The following is a 19,306-nucleotide window of genomic DNA, read 5'->3' as shown; positions in this document are numbered from 1 at the left end:
AGTCATTGGAAGTGAACAATGTGTTACTTCGTATTTCCAATTGAGATTCATTCATGACTGCCCCGTCCCGTTTCCTGGCCTGGCTGGTGTTGCCGCTGTTTGCCTTGTGCAGTTTCAATCTGTTGGCCGACACCGTGGAAGGCGCGCCGCAAGCCCTGCATTTGCTCGATTACATTGGCGCGGACTACCCGCAGACGGTGCAAGGGGGCAAGGTCACCGACGAGTCCGAATACCGCGAGCAGCTGGAATTCATCAAGGTGCTGCAAGGCTTGATCGCCGCGTTGCCGGCCAAACCCGAAAAAGCCGGGCTGGAGCAGGGCGTCAGCGCGCTGCGCAATGCCATTGCTGCCCGTCAGGACGGCGCGGACGTGGCCCGTCAGGCTCGGCAACTCGGCGCGAAACTGGCCGTGACCTATGAAGTCAGTCAGGCGCCGATCATTACCCCGGACCCGACCCGTGGTGCGCCGCTGTACGCCCAGCATTGCTCGGTCTGCCATGGCGATACGGGTGCCGGCGACGGTCCGGCGGGTGTCGGTCTGACGCCGCCGCCAGCCAATCTGCGTGACACGGCGCGCCTGGATCACCTGAGCCTCTACGCGATCTACAGCACCTTGGGCCTGGGTGTCGAAGGCACGGACATGCCGGCCTTCGCCGATCAGTTGGACGATCGTCAACGCTGGGACTTGGCGACTTACATCGCCAGTTTCAGCGCCGATCCGGCCGCAGCAAAATCCGAAAAGGCCTACAACATTGCCGACCTGGCACGTCAGACGCCGGCCGAAGTGCAGGCCGCCGATGGCCCGCAAGCCGCCGCGACGTTCCGTGCCCAGCGGGCGCAACCGCCGCAGGTCAAGCGGGGACCGGCGCAGTTGCTCGACTACACCGCTGCAACCCTGGACAAGAGCCTCTTGGCCTACCGTGCCGGTGACCACGATCAAGCCTATGACTTGTCGGTAGCGGCCTACCTGGAAGGCTTCGAACTGGTCGAGAGCTCGCTGGACAACGTCGACGCCAACGTGCGCAAGGACACCGAAAAATCCCTGATGGCTTACCGTCAGTCGTTGCAGGACGGGTTGCCGGTGGTCCAGGCCCAGGAGCGTCTGGACGCGGCGAAGGCCAAGTTAAAGGAGTCCGCCGGGTTGCTGGGCAGCGACGGTTTGAGCTGGTCGCTGAGCTACATCTCCGGTTTGCTGATTTTGCTGCGCGAAGGTCTGGAAGCGATTCTGGTGCTGGCGGCGATTCTGGCGTTCCTGCGCAATACCGGCCAGCAGTCGGCGGTGCGTAGCGTCAACGTCGGTTGGGGCCTGGCGTTGCTGGCGGGTCTGGCAACTTGGGCGCTGGCGGCGTACGTGATCGATGTCAGCGGTTCGCAGCGCGAGTTGCTGGAAGGTGCGACGGCGTTGTTCGCCGCCGTCATGGTGCTCTGGCTCGGTGTGTGGATGCACGACCGTCGCCACGCAGCGGCGTGGCAGGATTACATCAAGAGCAGCCTGGTCGGCGGCGGCGGTCGCTTCGGCTTTGCGACGCTGGCGTTTTTCTCGGTGTACCGCGAGCTGTTTGAAGTGATTCTGTTCTACGAGACCTTGTGGCTGCAGGCAGGTCCCGCCGGGCATAACGCGGTGCTGGCCGGTGGTGCCACAGCGCTGGTGTTGCTGGTCGGGCTGGCGTGGGTGATCCTGCGCGGTTCGCAGAAACTGCCGCTGTCGTTGTTCTTCAGCATCAACGCCGGACTGCTGTGCACGCTGTCGGTGGTGTTTGCCGGGCATGGCGTGAAGGCGTTGCAGGAAGCCGGGATCTTCGGCACGCGTCCGGTGCCGTTCTTTGACTTCGATTGGCTGGGCATCCACGCGGATGCGTATTCGCTGAGTGCTCAGCTTGTGGCGATCGTTGCGATCATTGTGCTGTATGGCCGTAGCTGGGTGGCGGAGAAGCGGCGGGTGCCGGTTTCTTAAAAGGCATTCGCTTCGCTCATATTCGCGGGCAAGCCTCGCTCCTACGGATTGTGATATCTGTAGGAGCGAGGCTTGCCCGCGAAGCTTTTAGAAGAGGAAAAAGTCTATGCGTGTCTGGATCGATGCCGACGCCTGCCCACGGGCGGCCAAGGATCTGGTGGTGAAGTTCGCCCTCAAGCGCCAGTTCGAAGTGGTGCTGGTGGCCGGGCAGCCGCAGATCAAACCGGGGCTGGCCCTGGTGAAGCTGATCGTGGTGCCGAGCGGTCCGGACGCCGCCGATGACTATCTGGTGGAACACGCGGTGCCGGGTGAATTGGTGATTTGCAGCGATGTGCCGCTGGCCGATCGGCTGGTGAAAAAAGGCGTTGCCGCCCTAGACCCACGGGGCAAGGAATTCGATGCGCAGAACATGGGTGATCGGCTGGCGGTGCGTAACCTGTTCACCGATTTGCGTGAACAGGGCCAGATGAGCGGCGGGCCGGCGCCGTTTGGTGAGCGCGAGAAGCAGGCATTTGCCAATGCGCTGGACCGGATCCTAACGCGGCTTTCCCGTTCACAATGATCGTTCCCACGCTCTGCGTGGGAATGCCTCACTGGACGCTCTGCGTCCGCTTTGGGACGCGGAGCGTCCCCGACTGCATTCCCACGCGGAGCGTGGGAACGATTATCGAACCGGGGTCAGGCGTCGTTTTCGTGGGTCAGTTCGAGGACGCGGTCGACCAGTTTGTTGATCCCCGATGCCGCTTCACTGATGCTCTGCGCCAGCATGTACGCCGGGGTGCACACCAGTTTGCGGGCCTTGTCTTCGACGATGTCGCTCACCGCGCATTCCTGGTGGGTGGCGCCCATCTTGTTCATGGCGGCTGCCGTTTCGGCGTCGTTGCCGATGGTGCAGGTCACGCCCGGTCCATAGATTTTCGCCGCCAGCGCAGGCGAAATGCAGATCAACCCCACCGGTTTGCCCGCTTCTGCAAACGCTTCGGTCAACGCCAGGACGTCCGGTTGAACCGTGCAGCCGGCGCCTTCGATGGCGAAGTTCGACAGGTTCTTGGCCGCGCCGAAACCCCCGGGCACGATCAGCGCGTCGAAGTCTTCGACGTCTGCTTCGCGAATATCCTTGATGTTGCCCCGGGCGATCCGCGCCGATTCCACCAGCACATTGCGCGACTCGGGCATTTCGTCGCCGGTCAGGTGATTGATCACCTGCAATTGCGAGATATTGGGGGCAAAGCACTGCACCTGAGCGCCACGCTGGTCCAGGCGCAGCAAGGTAATCACACTTTCGTGGATCTCGGCGCCGTCGTACACGCCACAGCCGGAAAGGATCACTGCAATTTTTTTGCTCATGGGTTTTTCTCCAGATTCATGGCGTTAAATGTCCACTAATTTGTCACTCGTTGCCATAGGGTTAATTCGCGGCTACACCTAGCATCTGTCCTCAAGATTCCGATCAGGGCGCGTCAATGGACTTCATTCTGTATGCGGTGCCGTTTTTCTTTGTGCTGATTGCCGTCGAGCTGCTGGCGGACCGTTGGCGCGGGGTGAGCAATTATCGGCTGGCGGATGCGATCAACAGCATCAGCACCGGGGTGTTGTCGACCACCACGGGCCTGTTGACCAAAGGCGTCGGCCTGGTGACTTATGCGTTTGCCCTCAAACATCTGGCGCTGTTCGAACTCGCGGCCGACAGCGTCCGGGTCTGGGTGTTTGCCTTCGTCCTCTATGACTTCTGCTACTACTGGCTGCATCGCATGGGCCACGAGCGCAACATCCTCTGGGCCGCGCATTCGGTGCATCACCAGAGCGAGGACTACAACCTCTCCACGGCCCTGCGCCAGACCAGTACCGGCTTCCTGCTGAGCTGGATTTTCTACCTGCCGATGGCGGTGCTCGGCGTGCCGCTGCTGGTGTTCATCAGCGTCGCCGCGCTGAACCTGCTGTATCAATTCTGGGTGCATACCAAACACATTCCCAAGCTTGGCTGGTTCGAGTGGTTCTTTGTCACGCCGTCCAATCATCGGGCTCACCATGCGCAGAACGCTCTCTACATGGATCGCAACTACGGCGGGGTGTTCATTATTTGGGACCGTCTATTTGGCTCGTTCCAGGAAGAGGACGACAACGAACCGGTGATTTTCGGCGTGACCACGCCGCTGGCGAGCTGGAATCCGCTGTGGGCGAACGTGCAGTTTTACGCGCAGCTTTGGGATGACGCGCGGCGGGCTGAAAGCACATGGGACAAGCTGCGGATCTGGTTCATGCGCACCGGTTGGCGACCGGCGGATGTGGCGGCCAGGTACCCGATGAACAAACCGGACCTGAGCCAGTTCCGCAAATTCGAAGTGCCGCTGGACGGGCGTCAGCAGCTGTATGTGGCGTTGCAGTTCTGTGTCTACATTGCGCTGGGCAGCTACTTGATGAACCTGGAGCCGCGTTTGCCGACCGCAGCGCTGGTGTTGGGCTGGAGCGCGGTGGCATTGGGCTTGTTTACGTTGGGCATGGCCCTGGAGAATCGCCCGCAGGCATTGAAGCTTGAGCTGCTGCGGCTGGCATCGAATGTGCCGCTGGTGTGGCTGGCGCCGGTGGTCGGGCTGTGGCCGGCCAGCGCGCTGGGCTGGATCGGCCTGCTCAGCTACAGCCTGCTCAGCGGCATCGGTCTCTACTGTTGGAGGGACCGTTTCACTCGATTGGCGTCTTAGTCTCGGCGGCCTTGGCCAGCTCGGCTTGCTCGTCGGCGTAGATCTTCTTCGCCAGACGGGCATTCTTGAAGCGCCGCCGTAGCCACAGGCCCAGGCCCAGTAACAGCAGGGCGCCGAGCACCCACAGCTCGTACTTCTTGACGCTGCCCAGCATGCCCTCGAGCACCGCGCCGAAGTGATACGCCGCTGCGGCCAGTGCGGCCGCCCAGATCGCGGCACCAATCCCGTTAAGCAGCAAATAACGTCCCGGCGGATAACCCGACAGGCCGATCGCCACCGGCATGACTGTGCGCAATCCATAGACAAAGCGGAAGCTCAGCACCCAGATGTCCGGGTGTTTGCGGATGTGTTCCAGCGCCCGATCACCCATCATTTGCCAGCGCGGTTTGCGCGCGAGCAATTTGCGGCCGTGTTTGCGCCCGAGGAAATACCACAGCTGATCGCCGGCATAACTGCCACAGAACGCCACGATCGTGACGATCTTGATGTCCATGTATCCGCGGAACGCGAGGAAGCCTGCGAGCACCAGGATGGTTTCGCCTTCGAAGAACGTGCCGAGAAAAAGGGCGAAGTAGCCGAATTCCTGAAGAAATTGTTGGAGCATTGTCTGGATGCTGGCGAAATGAACGCGCAGCCTAACCCTTCGTGCACATTCATGAAAGTGTCCAAATGTGTCTCGACGTGAACATTTCCTACAAGGACAATGGAATGCGGCTACGTGTCACAGGGCTAAGCACAACTGTCATCTGTTCGTCATAATGGCCGCTTATAACTGTCACGCTCGCCTGCCAGCGCGGGCTCAGGAGTCTGCCGTGAGCTTTACCCCCGCCAACCGTTTGTTTCCAGCAACCCGCCTGCGTCGCAACCGTCGTGATGATTTCTCGCGTCGACTGGTCCGTGAAAACGTTTTGACCGTCGATGACCTGATCCTGCCGGTGTTCGTGCTGGACGGTGAAAACCGTCGCGAAGCAGTGGCGTCGATGCCGGGCGTCGAGCGCCTGACCATCGATCTGTTGCTCGAAGAAGCGGCCAAGTGGGTCGAGCTGGGGATTCCCGCGTTGGCGCTGTTCCCGGTCACGCCGCCGGAGCTCAAGTCGCTGGACGCCGCCGAAGCCTGGAACCCGAACGGCATCGCCCAGCGCGCCACCCGCGCCTTGCGTGCGCAGTTCCCGGAGCTGGGGGTTATCACCGACGTTGCGCTCGACCCGTTTACCACCCACGGTCAGGATGGCATCCTCGACGAAGAAGGCTATGTGCAGAACGACATTACCGTCGACGCACTGGTCAAGCAGGCCCTGTCTCACGCCGAGGCCGGCGCTCAAGTGGTGGCGCCGTCGGACATGATGGACGGTCGCATCCAGGCGATTCGCGAAGCACTGGAGCTGGCCGATCACGTTAACGTGCGGATCATGGCCTACTCGGCCAAATACGCCAGCGCCTATTACGGCCCGTTCCGCGACGCGGTGGGTTCGGCGCTGAACCTGGGCAAGGCCAACAAGGCCTCTTATCAGATGGACCCGGCCAACAGCAACGAAGCCCTGCACGAAGTGGCGGCCGACTTGTCAGAAGGCGCGGACATGGTCATGGTCAAGCCAGGCATGCCGTATCTGGACATCCTTTACCGGGTCAAAGAAGAATTTAAAGTGCCGACCTTTGTGTATCAGGTCAGCGGTGAATACGCCATGCACATGGCGGCAATCCAGAATGGCTGGTTGAGCGAAGGGGTTATCCTCGAATCCCTGACCGCTTTCAAACGTGCAGGGGCTGATGGCATCCTGACTTACTTTGCCGTGCGTGCCGCTCAATTGTTACGAGAGCAGAAATAGCCCTCCCAGGAACATTCCATGAATACCGAAGGACTCACTGAAGTTGCCGTAAAAGAAGCTCAACCCGTGGTCGAGCAAATCGCCGAGACACCGCCGGAACTGGAGCCCGCTCCCCCTGCGGCGGTGACCGAAACCGCGACGGCGGCACCGGCGATTGCCATTCCCGGTCTGGATGACAGCAGCCTGTATATCCATCGCGAGCTCTCGCAACTGCAGTTCAACATCCGCGTGCTGGAACAGGCGCTGGATGAGTCCTACCCGTTGCTGGAGCGGCTGAAGTTTCTGCTGATCTTCTCCAGCAACCTGGACGAGTTCTTCGAGATTCGCGTCGCCGGCCTGAAGAAGCAGATCACCTTCGCCCGTGAACAGGCCGGTGCCGATGGCCTGCAACCGCATCAGGCCCTGGCCCGCATCAGCGAGCTGGTACACGGTCACGTCGACCGCCAGTACGCGATCCTCAATGACATTCTATTGCCGGAACTGGAAAAACATCAGGTCCGCTTCATCCGTCGGCGTCACTGGACCACCAAGATCAAAACCTGGGTGCGCCGCTATTTCCGCGACGAGATCGCGCCGATCATTACCCCGATCGGCCTCGACCCGACGCACCCGTTCCCGTTGCTGGTGAACAAGAGCCTGAACTTCATCGTCGAACTCGAAGGTATCGACGCCTTCGGTCGCGATTCCGGTCTGGCGATCATCCCGGCGCCACGCCTGTTGCCGCGCGTCATCAAGTTGCCGGAAGAAGTCGGCGGCGCGGGCGACAACTATGTGTTCCTGTCGTCGATGATCCACGCGCACGCCGATGACCTGTTCCAGGGCATGAAGGTCAAGGGCTGCTACCAGTTCCGCCTGACCCGTAACGCCGACCTTTCCGTCGACACCGAAGATGTAGAAGACCTGGCCCGCGCGCTGCGCGGCGAGTTGTTCTCCCGTCGCTACGGTGACGCGGTGCGTCTTGAAGTTGCCGACACCTGCCCGAAACAGTTGTCCGACTACTTGCTCAAACAGTTCAACCTGCACGAGACCGAGCTGTATCAGGTCAACGGTCCGGTCAACCTGACCCGCCTGTTCAGCATCACCGGTCTGGACAGTCAGCGTGAGCTGCAATACATGCCGTTCACCCCGCAGATCCCGAAACTGCTGCAGAACAGCGAGAACATTTTCAGTGTGATCAGCAAGCAGGACATCCTGTTGCTGCACCCGTTCGAGTCGTTCACGCCGGTGGTCGACCTGCTGCGTCAGGCGGCCAAGGACCCGCATGTCTTGGCGGTCCGTCAGACCCTGTACCGCTCTGGCGCCAACTCGGAAATCGTGGATGCGCTGGTGGATGCTGCGCGTAACGGCAAAGAGGTCACCGCGGTGATCGAATTGCGCGCGCGGTTCGATGAAGAGTCCAACCTGCAACTGGCCAGCCGCCTGCAAGCGGCCGGTGCGGTTGTGATTTACGGCGTGGTCGGCTTCAAGACCCACGCCAAGATGATGCTGATTCTGCGTCGCGAGGCCGGCGAAATCGTGCGTTATGCGCATTTGGGCACGGGTAACTACCACGCGGCCAACGCCCGTCTGTACACCGACTACAGCTTGCTGACCTCCGACGATGCCTTGTGCGAAGACGTTGGCAAACTGTTCAGCCAGCTGATCGGCATGGGTAAAACCCTGCGCATGAAGAAGCTGCTGCACGCGCCGTTCACGTTGAAGAAGGGCATGCTCGACATGATTGCCCGCGAAACCCAGTTCGCCCTCGACGGCAAACCGGCGCACATCATCGCCAAGTTCAACTCGCTGACCGATCCGAAGATCATTCGCGCGTTGTACAAGGCCAGTCAGTCCGGAGTGCGAATCGATCTGGTGGTGCGCGGCATGTGCTGCCTGCGGCCGGGCATCGCCGGGGTATCGCACAACATCCACGTGCGCTCGATCATCGGTCGTTTCCTGGAACACACCCGGGTCTTCTACTTCCTCAATGGCGGTGAAGAGCAGATGTTCCTGTCCAGCGCCGACTGGATGGAGCGCAACCTCGACAAGCGCGTCGAGACTTGCTTCCCGGTCGAGGGCAAGAAGCTGATCATGCGGGTCAAGAAAGAGCTGGAGCTTTATCTGACCGACAACACCCACAGCTGGAGCCTGCAGGCGGATGGTCGCTACATCCGCAACACGCCGACCGGCAACCAGAACCCGCGCAGTGCGCAGGCAACGCTGCTGGAGCGCTTGGGTAGTCCAATCCTGACCGTTCGATAACACGCAAAACCTGTGGGAGCGAGCTCTTGTGGCGAGGGGATTTATCCCCGTTGGACTGCGCAGCAGTCCCTTTTTTGGGGCCGCTTCGCGACCCAGCGGGGATAAATCCCCTCGCCACAAAGGCTCGCTCCCACATGTGAATGGTGTCGCCTGTTGAATTGCGGGCACAAAAAAGGCCTTCCGAAGAAGGCCTTTTTCAATTTCAGGTTTAGCGGACGTTCAGCGTAAAGCTGACCCGGGTCAGCCATTCCGCTTCGAGGGCGAAGTCGGCCTGGGTCAGCTGGTTTTCGTCCAGCCAGTTTTCCGGGAACAACACATCGAGGCTGTCGCGCTTGGCGTGCAATACGACCTGTGGCATTTCCTGGGTGCCGCGAATGTGATGGAACAGGATCGCAAAGCGCAGCAGCACGCACAGGCGAATCAGCTTGATGCCGTCATCGCCAAAATCGGCAAACCGGTCCCGGGGAATGTTGCGGCGGTGACCACGCACCAATAGCGCGAGCATCAGTTGGTCCTCTCGGGAGAACCCGGCCAGGTCCGAGTGCTCGATCAGGTAGGCGCCGTGCTTGTGGTACTGATAGTGAGCGATGTCCAGGCCCACTTCATGGACCTTGGCGGCCCAGCCGAGCAGTTCGCGCCAGACGCCGTCATCCAGATCCCAATCCTTGGCCACTTGATCGAAGGCATGCAGGGCTTTGCGTTCGACCCGCGCCGCTTGTTCGAGATCGACGTGATAACGCTCCATCAACGAACTGAGCGTGCGCTCACGGACGTCTTCGTGGTGATGACGGCCTAGCAGGTCATAGAGCACGCCTTCACGCAGGGCGCCTTCACAGTGGTCCATGCGTTGCAGTTCGAGGGCGTCGAAGATTGCTTCGAGAATCGCCAGGCCCGCAGGAAAAATCGCGCGGCGGTCCGGCTTGATGCCTTCGAAATCGATTTTCTCGACATCGCCCAGCTTGATCAGTTTGCGCTTGAGCCAGGCCAAACCTTCGGCATTGACCTCGCCCGTGCCATGACCGCCGGCCTTCAGCGCCAAACCGATAGCGCGGATGGTGCCTGAGGAGCCGATGGCTTCATCCCAGGTCAGGCGGTGCAGGGCGTGTTCGATGCTCATGATCTCCAGCCGCGCTGCGGTGTACGCCTGGGCGTAGCGGGCCGGGGTGATCTTGCCGTCCTTGAAGTAGCGCTGGGTATAACTGACGCAGCCCATTTGCAGGCTTTCGCGCAGCAGCGGTTCGAAGCGCTGGCCGATAATGAACTCGGTACTGCCGCCGCCGATGTCGGCAACCAGGCGTTTACCCGGGGTGTCGGCGAGGGTGTGGGACACGCCAAGGTAGATCAGGCGTGCTTCTTCACGACCGGAGATGACCTCCACCGAATGCCCGAGGATTTCTTCGGCGCGGCGGATGAATTCGCCGCGGTTGCGCGCTTCACGCAGGGCGTTGGTGCCGACGATCCGCACGGCGCCAGGGGGCATACCGTTGATCAGTTGGGCAAAACGCTTCAGGCAATCGAGCCCGCGCTGCATGGATTCTTCGTTGAGGTGGCGCTCTTCGTCGATGCCGGCGGCCAGCTGAACCTTCTCCCCGAGACGCTCGAGAATACGGATTTCGCCGTTCTGGGCCTTGGCCACGACCATGTGAAAGCTGTTGGAGCCCAGGTCGATTGCGGCGATCAGGGACAGATTCTTGGCTTGGGATTGCGGCATGGTCATGGGGTCTCGGTCGATAACCCAGACATCGTGCCACGATCAAAGGCTGACGCCAACGCGCAGGAGTTGTGGAAGGCTGCGTTCTTTTGGCGCGGGGACATTTGCAGTGCTGCTGATGGCCTCTTCGCGAGCAAGCCCGCTCCCACCTTTAACCGGGTTGCTCAGCCACAACGCGGTCAACTGTGGGAGCGGGCTTGCTCGCGAAGGCGGCATCGCTGACTCCAGAGATCTTTCAGCCCGCCGCTTCAACCGTCCCGATAAAGTTCGCCAACTCCGCGGTCTGCGGGTTCGCAAACAAAATCTTCGGATCCCCCACCTCATGCACCTTGCCCTGATGCATGAACACCAACTTATCCCCCACCTCCCGGGCAAAGCGCATTTCATGGGTGACCATGATCAGCGTCATTCCTTCTTTGGCCAGTCGCCGAACCACGCTCAGCACCTCATTAACCAATTCCGGATCCAGCGCCGAGGTGATCTCGTCGCACAGCAACACCTTCGGCGACATCGCCAGCGCCCGGGCAATCGCCACGCGCTGTTGCTGCCCACCCGACAGGCGATCCGGGAAGGCATCAAACTTCTCGCCCAACCCGACCCGTTCCAGCATCTCCCGCGCCAGCTCGACAGCCTTGGCCTTGGGTACTTTTTGCACCACTTGCGGCGCGAGCATCACGTTTTCGCCCACGGTCAGGTGCGGGAACAGGTTGAACTGCTGAAACACCATCCCGACTTTCTGCCGCAAGCTGCGCAGATCGGCGCGGGCGGCGTCTAGGTATTCGCCATCGACTTCGATCACGCCGTCGTTGATCGATTCCAGGCCATTGAGCGTGCGCAGCAAGGTCGATTTGCCCGAGCCGCTACGGCCGATGATCGCCACCACCTGGCCTTCCTCGACGCTCAGGTCGATGCCTTTGAGCACATGGTGGTCGCCGTAGTATTTATGCAGGGCGGAAATTCTAAGCAGAGGCATGCAGTCTCCTTTCCAGGTAGCGCGCACTGAGGGACAAGGGGTAGCAAAGCAGGAAGTAACCGAGGGCCACGAGGCCGTAGACCATGAAGGGTTCGAAGGTCGCGTTGGCGAGCATGCCGCCGGTCTTGGTCAGTTCGGTGAAGCCGATGATCGAGGTCACGGCGGTGCCTTTGACCACTTGCACCGAGAAGCCCACGGTCGGCGCCACAGCAATCCGCAGCGCTTGCGGCAGAATCACGTAGCGCAGTTGCTCAAGCGGATTGAGCGCCAGGCTCGACGAGGCTTCCCACTGGCCATTGGGGATCGATTCGACGCAGCCACGCCAGATTTCCGCCAAGTAGGCGCTGGTGAACAGCGTCAGGGCCAGCGCCGCCGCCATCCACGGCGAAATCTCCACGCCGGCCAGCGCCACGCCGAAAAACACCAAAAACAACTGCATTAACAGCGGCGTGCCCTGGAACAGCTCGATGTAGGTGCGGGCAACGTTGTGCGGCAGGGGGGGTTTCGAGATGCGCATGACCATGATCAGCAAGCCGATCAGTCCGCCGCCGATAAACGCCACCAGCGACAGCGCCAGAGTCCATTGCAGGCCAGTGAGCAGGTTGCGCACGACGTCCCAGAACGTGAAATCGCTCATTGGCTGCTCCTCGATAGGTAGCGACGGCCGATCCAGTTCAGCAACTGGCGGATCAACAGCGCCATGCACAGGTACAGCAGCGTGGTCAGGGCATAGGTTTCAAAGGCGCGGAAGTTGCGTGATTGAATGAAGTTGGCGGCGAAGCTCAACTCCTCGGTTGCGATCTGCGAGCAGACCGCCGAGCCGAGCATGACGATGATGATCTGGCTGCTCAGGGCCGGCCAGACTTTGCCTAACGCCGGCAGCAGGATCACGTGGCGGAACGCTTCGAATCGGCTCATCGCCAAGGCAGCAGCGGCTTCCAGCTGTCCCCGGGGGATCGCCTGAATGCCGGCGCGGATGATCTCGGTCGAGTAAGCCCCGAGGTTGATTACCATCGCCAGCACCGCTGCCTGCCATTCTGAGATCTGCACGCCCAGCGACGGCAAGCCGAAGAAGATGAAAAACAGCTGCACCAGAAACGGCGTGTTGCGGATCAACTCGACGTAGACCCCGAAGATCGTCGAGAACGGGCGGATATTCCACGCCCGCACCAACGCTCCGACAATGCCCAGACCCACGCCGAGCACTGCGCCGATGGCCGTCAACTCAAGGGTGAACAGCGCGCCGCGCAGCAGCAGGTCGGTGTTTTGCACCACCGGCAGAAAGTCGAACTGATAGGCCATATCAAGTCTCCCGAGCGACGATCAGAGATCGGCCGGCAACGGCTCTTTCAGCCAGGTCCGGGAGTTTTTCTCCAGCGCGCCGTCGGTCTTGGCGGTGGCGAGGATCTGATTGACCTTGCCCAGCAACGCCGGCTCGTTCTTGTTCACGCCGACATAGACCGGCGAGTCCTTGAGCTTCACTTTCAGCGCAGGCACGCGTTTCGGGTTTTTCTCGCTGATCGCCACCATCACCACATTGCCGCTGGCGATCAGGTCGACTTGCCCGGCGAGGTAAGCGGCGATGGTCGAGTTGTTGTCTTCAAAGCGCTTGATGGTCACGCCTTCGGGAGCGACTTTGGTCAGTTCGATGTCTTCGATGGCGCCTCGGGTAACGCTGACGGTTTTGCCCTTGAGGTCGTCCAGGCCTTTGATGTCGGCGTCTGGTGGACCGAATACGGCGAGGTAGAACGGCGCATAGGCGCTGGAGAAATCGATGACTTTCTCGCGCTCGGGGTTCTTGCCGAGGCTGGAGATCACCAGATCGACCTTGCCGGTGGTCAGGAACGGGATGCGGTTGGTGCTGTTGACCGGGGTCAGTTCGAGTTTGACCTTGAGTTGATCGGCCAGCAGTTTGGCGGTGTCGATATCGAGGCCGCGAGGTTTCATGTCGGGGCCGACCGAGCCGAACGGCGGAAAGTCCTGAGGCACGGCCACCTTGAGGACGCCGCGTTTGACCACATCCTCCAGACCGTCGGCGTGAGCGGGTGCCTGGCCCAGCATCAGGCTGGCAAACAGGGCGGTGAGCAGGGCGCTGTAACGCAGGGTCATGGCAAATCTCCGGATCGGCGAGAAGTGATTTCTGCGGATCGACAGAGCATGGGCCATGCCAAGAAGCGGTTTTGGGTGCCCCAGGCCACGGTTTTGCTGGATTCGTTCGGTCTTACTGGTCTGAACAGTGGTGGGTTTTTTCGCACCCTCATAGCGCATCCATGAAACCTGCCGAACTCCCATGGGGCACGACTTGCCGGGCGCTGCGAATAGCTTTACAACTAGCCGCTCATTGTCCTGGTTCGCCTGAAAAACCATGAATTCGATTTCCCGAGCCGTACCTGAAGTGGCGCTGCAAGCCATCCGGAAACTGATCACCGAACAGGGTTTCGCGCCGGGCGATGCTTTGCCCTCGCAGCGGGATCTGGCGGTGCAATTGGGGGTCAGTCGGGCGTCGCTACGTGAGGCGTTATCGTCGTTGAGTGCGCTGGGCGTGATCAGCATCCAGCCGGGCAAGGGCGTGTTCGTGCAGTCACCGGTCGATTTGCCGCGAGGCGATGCGGCGCTGAGTTGGCCATTCGCGGCCCTGGCGTCGCCGTTGGATATTTTCCAGTTGCGCTATGCCCTGGAAGGCTTTGCCGCCGGTTTGGCCGCGGTGACCCTGAGCACTCAGGAACTCGATACGCTGGAAGACAACGTTGCCGCCATGCGTAACGAATTGAAGGCCGGCGACTTCGAAGCGGCGGCGCGACTTGATTTCGATTTTCACCGACGCATTCTGCTGGCCAGCGGCAATCAGGCGATGCTGAGCATCCTCACGGCCAGCGCCGACATTTTTCTGGAGAGTCAGAAGCTACCGTTCATCCGAGCCGAACGGGCCATGGAAACCTGGCAGGAGCACCGCAAAATCCTCCGCGCACTGGCCAGGCGCTCGTCCGGCGCGGCGCAGAAGGCCATGCAGGAACATGTGCGCAATGCAGCCCTGCGTACTGGAATTGCCTTCGTCGCTCCCGCCACCTCATGACTTGAGCTATACCCAAACTCATGCGGCACCATAGCGAGACTCAATCAACTGCACCTTCCTGAACGGGGGAAGGGCGGCTATGATGGGCCACGTTTTTTTGCTTACAACCTGGAGACTTCCATGAGCAGCGATCTTATCAAACACGTCACCGACGCTAGCTTCGACGTCGACGTCCTCAAGGCCGAAGGCGCTGTACTGGTCGACTACTGGGCTGAATGGTGCGGCCCTTGCAAAATGATCGCTCCTGTTCTGGACGAAATTGCTGAAACCTACAAAGGCAAGCTGACCATTGCCAAGCTGAACATCGACGAGAACCAGGAAACCCCGGCCAAGCATGGCGTGCGTGGTATCCCGACTCTGATGCTGTTCAAGAACGGCACCGTTGAAGCGACCAAGGTCGGCGCACTGTCGAAGTCGCAACTGGCTGCCTTCCTCGACGCCAACATCTAAGCGTTGTTATAAAGCGTCATGAAAAGGCCCCGCATATTGCGGGGCCTTTTCGTTATTGAGGGCTAGACGCTCCGAAACTCAGGTGGTACATTCGGCCCCGCACTGGTTTCTCCATTGCCCCCTGCTAGCCGTCGCCGACGCACTCCTTTTCGAATAAGTACGCGATCCTGTCGCCTTCTCTGCGGCGCGGCCTCATTAAGCCAAAAGCTTAATTTCCCCCCCTCCATAAATGATTACGTCATTCCTATATGAATCTGACTGAACTCAAGCAAAAGCCGATTACCGAACTGCTCGAATTGGCCGAACAGATGGGCATAGAAAATATGGCCCGTTCGCGCAAGCAGGACGTGATTTTCTCCCTGCTCAAAAAGCACGCTAAAAGCGGCGAGGAAATCTCCGGTGATGGCGTGCTGGAGATTCTCCAGGACGGCTTCGGCTTCCTGCGCTCCGCTGACGCGTCCTATCTTGCCGGCCCAGACGATATCTACGTCTCGCCGAGCCAGATCCGTCGTTTCAACTTGCGCACCGGTGACACCATCGTTGGCAAGATCCGCCCTCCGAAGGAAGGCGAGCGTTATTTCGCGCTGCTCAAGGTCGACACGATCAACTATGATCGTCCTGAGAACGCGAAAAACAAGATTCTCTTCGAGAACCTGACCCCGCTGTTCCCGACCGTGCGCATGAAGATGGAAGCCGGCAACGGTTCCACCGAAGACTTGACCGGTCGTGTCATCGACCTGTGCGCCCCGATCGGCAAAGGCCAGCGCGGTCTGATCGTTGCACCGCCGAAAGCCGGTAAAACGATCATGCTGCAGAACATCGCGGCGAACATCGCTCGTAACAACCCTGAAGTTCATCTGATCGTATTGCTGATCGATGAGCGTCCGGAAGAAGTAACCGAAATGCAGCGCACCGTGCGCGGCGAAGTGGTTGCCTCGACGTTCGACGAGCCGCCAACCCGCCACGTGCAGGTTGCCGAAATGGTGATCGAGAAGGCCAAGCGCCTGGTCGAACACAAGAAAGACGTGGTGATCCTGCTCGACTCCATCACCCGTCTGGCTCGCGCCTACAACACCGTGATCCCGAGCTCCGGCAAAGTGCTCACTGGTGGTGTCGATGCCCACGCCCTGGAGAAACCGAAACGTTTCTTCGGCGCCGCACGGAACATCGAAGAAGGCGGTTCGCTGACCATCATCGCCACCGCGCTGGTTGAAACCGGCTCGAAGATGGACGAAGTGATCTACGAAGAATTCAAAGGCACCGGCAACATGGAACTGCCTCTGGACCGTCGTATCGCTGAAAAACGCGTCTTCCCGGCCATCAACATCAACCGATCCGGTACCCGCCGCGAAGAGTTGCTGACCGCCGACGACGAGTTGCAGCGCATGTGGATCCTGCGCAAGCTGCTGCACCCGATGGACGAAATCGCTGCCATCGAGTTCCTGGTCGACAAGCTGAAAACGACCAAGACCAACGACGAGTTCTTCTTGTCGATGAAGCGCAAGTAAGACGGTTTTTTAACCGCTAAAAATGGCGTCCTTCGGGGCGCCATTTTTTTTGGTGCGCCAGGCATGGCGCGTTGCGCGAAGCGCAACCAGCTTGGCTGTGGTGGCCACGCTGGTGACTTGGAGGTGAAAGTCCTCTACACACCCGGCAAGGGGAAGTGTTAGCCAGAGGCAAGGGTGTCGCGGGTGACTGCGAATCTGAAGGAAGCCCGAGGCAAAATGCTGGCCTGACGAACAGGAAGCGGATTAGGCGGTGCAGCGGGGTAAGGTAGCCAAAATTGCCAAAGCCCAATACTTGCACGCAACGCTGTGACGTAGATCCGACAGGCATAAGCAGGAAGGTCGCGCGAATTACCCTGGGAGATCTGTTTAGCCTGCCATGTGCTACCGGCGTCGCGAGATGACGGGATGGGCGACAGAAGTCAGCAGAGGCCGTAGTAGTCGCTCGAAACCGGAACGATGAAGGGCTGAACCTGCCATGAGTGGATAGTCGGGTGTGATCTCTGTTGGAGCGTAAAGCAGAAACTCCGCGTAGCGGGGGTCGAGACCATCGGGAGGTAGGAGCCGGAAGCTCCGAGGGCCGGTCTGGGCGCTTAGATACCGCAGGCGACACATCAACGGAACCAAGCTCGCTGACGTTGTTTGGCAGTAGGCAGGAACCGCCGTATACGGAACCGTACGTACGGTGGTGTGAGAGGACGGCGGATGTAAATCCGCCTCCTACTCGATCTCGAAAAAAGGGAGGCTTGTGATTAACTCCGGTCAGTTAGAAAACAAAAAATGATCGTAAAAACAATCAACTGACTGGCCTTACTGTTTATGAGCACGCTTGCTTATCGAAGGGATATCGACGGCTTACGCGCAATCGCCGTGATTGCCGTGGTGTTGTTCCATTTTGGTGCCCCAGGGTTTACCGGCGGATTCGTCGGTGTCGACGTCTTCTTCGTGATTTCCGGCTATCTGATCACCTCTATCATCTGGAACCAGCGTCAGGCCGGGCGCTTCAGCTTTGTCGACTTCTGGGCCCGTCGTGCCCGACGAATCCTCCCTGCGCTGTTTGCGATGATCATTGCCGTGCTGGCGGTGGGCTGGTTTCTGCTGGCCCCCAAGGATTATGAAGAGCTGGGGCGTTCGGTGCGCTACCAGGTGATGTTCGTTTCCAACATCCTGTTCATGCGTCAGGACGGCTACTTCGACGTCGCTTCCGATCTCAAGCCGTTGCTGCATACGTGGTCTCTGGCGGTTGAAGAGCAGTTCTATATTGTCTTCCCGCTGTTGCTGACGCTGTTGTCGAGTCGCCTTAAGCATTGGCGCCTGGCGCTGTTCGCCGTGTTGATGGTGTCCTTCGGGCTCAGTGTCTGGGCTGTGGCGCATCACCCCGAAAAAGCGTTTTTCCTGTTGCCGATGCGTGCCTGGGAGTTATTGGCCGGCGCCATGCTGGCCGTTGCGCCCAGAAGCCAATGGCGCCTGACAACCGTCGGGGCTCAAGTGGTCAGCCTGACCGGGTTCGGGCTGATTCTGCTGGCGGTAGTGGGCTACGACAGAAGCACGCCATTCCCTGGTATAGCGGCGTTGCTGCCGACCCTTGGCGTGGTTGCGTTGATCTGGGCCAACGGCCATCGGCAGACCCTGGTCGGTGGGCTGCTGGCCAGTCGGGTGCTGGTCGGCCTCGGGCTGATTTCCTATTCCTGGTACCTGTGGCATTGGCCGGTGTTCGTGTTCTCCAGCTACGCCAGTGTCGACGAGCCCGGTCCGTTTGATGTTGCCGGATTGATATTGCTTAGCCTGGTGCTGGGTTACTCGTCGTGGCGTTTCGTCGAGACGCCGTTCCGTGAGCGACGGCTGTTGGCGGGGCGTCGGCAGATTCTGCTGGCGGCGGGCGTCGGTGTGCTGGTGTTGGGCCTGGCCGGTCAAGCGTTGCGCTGGACCGACGGCTTGCCTTCGCGCCTGTCCGATGAAGCGTTGCAGTACGCCAAAGCGAAGGAATGGCGACCGGAACTGATGCGGTGCCTGGCCGACGACAACACCCCTGACGACAAGCTTTTCTGTCATTACGGGACGTCAGCGCTGTCCTCGCGGGTGCTGGTCTGGGGCGACAGTCACGCCACCGCGCTGATTCCGGTGTTCGATGACGGGGCGCAAAAGCATGGCGCCAGCGTGATTCTCGCCAGTTCCACGGGTTGTATCCCGGTTGAAGGGCTTGAGCACGATCAACGGTGTGCCCGTTTCAATCGCCGGGTCGAGCAGGCCTTAAAGCCGCAATCAGTGAGCGACGTGGTGCTGGTCGCGCGCTGGAGCCTGTATCTCTACGGCGACGCGAAAGGCGATCTCGGGCATGTTCTGAGAGATTCCCGTGGTCGTTACGACCGGGCCAGTGCCGAGCAGCAACTGGCCGAAGGATTACAGGCGACAGTCCGGCAACTGCGCAGTGGAGGGCATCGTGTCTGGCTGATCAAGGAAGCGCCGCTGCAGCCGTTCAGCCCGCCTTACCGCCTCAGCCGCCTGGCCATGTTGCATCGTCCGACCGAGGGCGTCGGGCAGGCAGTGGCGGAGCACTTCAAGCGTCAAGCATTCATCAGCCAACTGTTCGCGCAAATAGCGGCTGCCAACCCGGGCGTTACCGTGGTCGATCCGGCGCCGTTGTTGTGTGATCAAGCGGGTCTTTGCCGCGCCGAGCTCGACGGTCATTCGCTGTACACCGACGACAATCACCTGTCGGAGGTCGGTGCGCGCTTCATCGCGCCGGTGCTGGAGCCGCTGTTCAAGCGGTTGCAAGCTCGGACACCACTGGGCAACGGCAACGCAAATGCGGCCAAGTAAGCAGCGATAAGCTGCCAGCGGACGGCAGAGCAGGTAGGATGTACGCCTATTTTAGG

General features: G+C 60.3%; 16 protein-coding genes. 9 read left to right on the top strand and 7 right to left on the bottom strand.

Annotation, left to right across the window (positions count from 1 at the left end):
- Positions 1–53 precede the first annotated feature (53 nt).
- Together ACYZTM_RS14020 and ACYZTM_RS14015 are read left to right on the top strand one after the other, a co-directional pair.
- Entirely contained in the window at positions 54–1,952 is a 1,899-nt protein-coding gene (locus ACYZTM_RS14020) for a cytochrome c/FTR1 family iron permease (protein ID WP_131060754.1), read from the top strand.
- A gap of 106 nt (positions 1,953–2,058) precedes the next feature.
- Positions 2,059–2,514, top strand: a complete 456-nt coding sequence (locus tag ACYZTM_RS14015; protein WP_131060755.1) for a YaiI/YqxD family protein — start codon at positions 2,059–2,061, stop codon at positions 2,512–2,514.
- Between the two features lie 116 nt (positions 2,515–2,630).
- On the opposite strand, the gene elbB is transcribed toward ACYZTM_RS14015, so the two are convergent.
- Positions 2,631–3,299, bottom strand: coding sequence for an isoprenoid biosynthesis glyoxalase ElbB (gene elbB / locus ACYZTM_RS14010; protein ID WP_131060756.1), 669 nt, complete (start codon positions 3,297–3,299; stop codon positions 2,631–2,633).
- A 116-nt stretch (positions 3,300–3,415) separates the two neighbouring features.
- Between elbB and ACYZTM_RS14005 the strand changes: the two genes are divergently transcribed.
- Positions 3,416–4,651 carry a sterol desaturase family protein gene (locus tag ACYZTM_RS14005; RefSeq protein ID WP_461988977.1) on the top strand — a complete coding sequence of 412 codons (1,236 nt, stop codon included), beginning with the start codon at positions 3,416–3,418 and terminating at the stop codon, positions 4,649–4,651.
- On the opposite strand, the gene ACYZTM_RS14000 is transcribed toward ACYZTM_RS14005, so the two are convergent.
- Entirely contained in the window at positions 4,632–5,255 is a 624-nt protein-coding gene (locus ACYZTM_RS14000; RefSeq protein WP_131060758.1) for a DedA family protein, read from the bottom strand. The two genes, ACYZTM_RS14005 and ACYZTM_RS14000, sit on opposite strands and share 20 nt — an antisense overlap.
- Positions 5,256–5,463: 208 nt before the next feature.
- Between ACYZTM_RS14000 and hemB the strand changes: the two genes are divergently transcribed.
- Both hemB and ppk1 read left to right on the top strand, forming a co-directional pair.
- Positions 5,464–6,477, top strand: a complete 1,014-nt coding sequence (gene hemB / locus ACYZTM_RS13995; protein ID WP_008150323.1) for a porphobilinogen synthase — start codon at positions 5,464–5,466, stop codon at positions 6,475–6,477.
- 18 nt (positions 6,478–6,495) lie between these two features.
- Positions 6,496–8,718, top strand: a complete 2,223-nt coding sequence (gene ppk1 / locus ACYZTM_RS13990) for a polyphosphate kinase 1 (protein ID WP_131060759.1) — start codon at positions 6,496–6,498, stop codon at positions 8,716–8,718.
- Between the two features lie 208 nt (positions 8,719–8,926).
- Here the strand turns inward: ppk1 and ppx are convergent, their stop codons facing one another.
- The 5 genes from ppx to ACYZTM_RS13965 form a co-directional block, all read right to left on the bottom strand.
- Positions 8,927–10,429, bottom strand: a complete 1,503-nt coding sequence (gene ppx / locus ACYZTM_RS13985; RefSeq protein ID WP_461989139.1) for an exopolyphosphatase — start codon at positions 10,427–10,429, stop codon at positions 8,927–8,929.
- Between the two features lie 235 nt (positions 10,430–10,664).
- Complete coding sequence (locus tag ACYZTM_RS13980; protein ID WP_461988976.1) at positions 10,665–11,402, bottom strand: amino acid ABC transporter ATP-binding protein; 738 nt, start codon at positions 11,400–11,402, stop codon at positions 10,665–10,667.
- The gene (locus tag ACYZTM_RS13975) at positions 11,389–12,039 is read right to left on the bottom strand and encodes an amino acid ABC transporter permease (protein WP_461988975.1); all 651 of its coding nucleotides are present in this window, start codon (positions 12,037–12,039) and stop codon (positions 11,389–11,391) included. Before ACYZTM_RS13975 ends, ACYZTM_RS13980 begins: the two co-directional genes overlap by 14 nt.
- Positions 12,036–12,704, bottom strand: a complete 669-nt coding sequence (locus ACYZTM_RS13970) for an amino acid ABC transporter permease (protein ID WP_461988974.1) — start codon at positions 12,702–12,704, stop codon at positions 12,036–12,038. Before ACYZTM_RS13970 ends, ACYZTM_RS13975 begins: the two co-directional genes overlap by 4 nt.
- A 21-nt stretch (positions 12,705–12,725) precedes the next feature.
- Entirely contained in the window at positions 12,726–13,511 is a 786-nt protein-coding gene (locus ACYZTM_RS13965; protein ID WP_131060763.1) for a transporter substrate-binding domain-containing protein, read from the bottom strand.
- A 256-nt stretch (positions 13,512–13,767) separates the two neighbouring features.
- Here ACYZTM_RS13965 and ACYZTM_RS13960 point away from each other — a divergent pair, with 256 nt between their 5' ends.
- The 4 genes from ACYZTM_RS13960 to ACYZTM_RS13945 all read left to right on the top strand — a co-directional run bounded on the left by ACYZTM_RS13960 (position 13,768) and on the right by ACYZTM_RS13945 (position 19,250).
- Positions 13,768–14,475 carry a FadR/GntR family transcriptional regulator gene (locus ACYZTM_RS13960; RefSeq protein ID WP_461988973.1) on the top strand — a complete coding sequence of 236 codons (708 nt, stop codon included), beginning with the start codon at positions 13,768–13,770 and terminating at the stop codon, positions 14,473–14,475.
- Between the two features lie 120 nt (positions 14,476–14,595).
- Positions 14,596–14,925: a thioredoxin TrxA gene (gene trxA / locus ACYZTM_RS13955; protein ID WP_131060765.1), complete on the top strand. Its 330-nt coding sequence runs from the start codon at positions 14,596–14,598 to the stop codon at positions 14,923–14,925.
- A gap of 248 nt (positions 14,926–15,173) precedes the next feature.
- Positions 15,174–16,433 (top strand): transcription termination factor Rho, encoded by a 1,260-nt coding sequence (rho, locus tag ACYZTM_RS13950; protein WP_007942421.1) that lies wholly within the window; start codon positions 15,174–15,176, stop codon positions 16,431–16,433.
- Positions 16,434–17,249: 816 nt separating this feature from the next.
- On the top strand, positions 17,250–19,250 hold the full coding sequence (locus ACYZTM_RS13945; protein WP_461988972.1) for an acyltransferase family protein: 2,001 nt from the start codon (positions 17,250–17,252) through the stop codon (positions 19,248–19,250).
- The last annotated feature ends 56 nt before the right edge of the window (positions 19,251–19,306 follow it).

This window comes from Pseudomonas sp. MDT2-39-1, from assembly GCF_054898085.1.
This window is presented reverse-complemented; position numbering and strand designations above follow the sequence as displayed.

Bases quoted from the DNA above. Each gene is read 5' to 3' on its own strand.
- ACYZTM_RS14020 (WP_131060754.1), top strand. From the start codon at position 54: ATGACTGCCCCGTCCCGTTTCCTGGCCTGGCTGGTGTTGCCGCTGTTT.
- ACYZTM_RS14015 (WP_131060755.1), top strand. From the start codon at position 2,059: ATGCGTGTCTGGATCGATGCCGACGCCTGCCCACGGGCGGCCAAGGAT.
- elbB (WP_131060756.1), bottom strand. From the start codon at position 3,299: ATGAGCAAAAAAATTGCAGTGATCCTTTCCGGCTGTGGCGTGTACGAC.
- ACYZTM_RS14005 (WP_461988977.1), top strand. From the start codon at position 3,416: ATGGACTTCATTCTGTATGCGGTGCCGTTTTTCTTTGTGCTGATTGCC.
- ACYZTM_RS14000 (WP_131060758.1), bottom strand. From the start codon at position 5,255: ATGCTCCAACAATTTCTTCAGGAATTCGGCTACTTCGCCCTTTTTCTC.
- ppk1 (WP_131060759.1), top strand. From the start codon at position 6,496: ATGAATACCGAAGGACTCACTGAAGTTGCCGTAAAAGAAGCTCAACCC.
- ppx (WP_461989139.1), bottom strand. From the start codon at position 10,429: ATGCCGCAATCCCAAGCCAAGAATCTGTCCCTGATCGCCGCAATCGAC.
- ACYZTM_RS13980 (WP_461988976.1), bottom strand. From the start codon at position 11,402: ATGCCTCTGCTTAGAATTTCCGCCCTGCATAAATACTACGGCGACCAC.
- ACYZTM_RS13975 (WP_461988975.1), bottom strand. From the start codon at position 12,039: ATGAGCGATTTCACGTTCTGGGACGTCGTGCGCAACCTGCTCACTGGC.
- ACYZTM_RS13970 (WP_461988974.1), bottom strand. From the start codon at position 12,704: ATGGCCTATCAGTTCGACTTTCTGCCGGTGGTGCAAAACACCGACCTG.
- ACYZTM_RS13965 (WP_131060763.1), bottom strand. From the start codon at position 13,511: ATGACCCTGCGTTACAGCGCCCTGCTCACCGCCCTGTTTGCCAGCCTG.
- ACYZTM_RS13960 (WP_461988973.1), top strand. From the start codon at position 13,768: ATGAATTCGATTTCCCGAGCCGTACCTGAAGTGGCGCTGCAAGCCATC.
- trxA (WP_131060765.1), top strand. From the start codon at position 14,596: ATGAGCAGCGATCTTATCAAACACGTCACCGACGCTAGCTTCGACGTC.
- rho (WP_007942421.1), top strand. From the start codon at position 15,174: ATGAATCTGACTGAACTCAAGCAAAAGCCGATTACCGAACTGCTCGAA.
- ACYZTM_RS13945 (WP_461988972.1), top strand. From the start codon at position 17,250: ATGAGCACGCTTGCTTATCGAAGGGATATCGACGGCTTACGCGCAATC.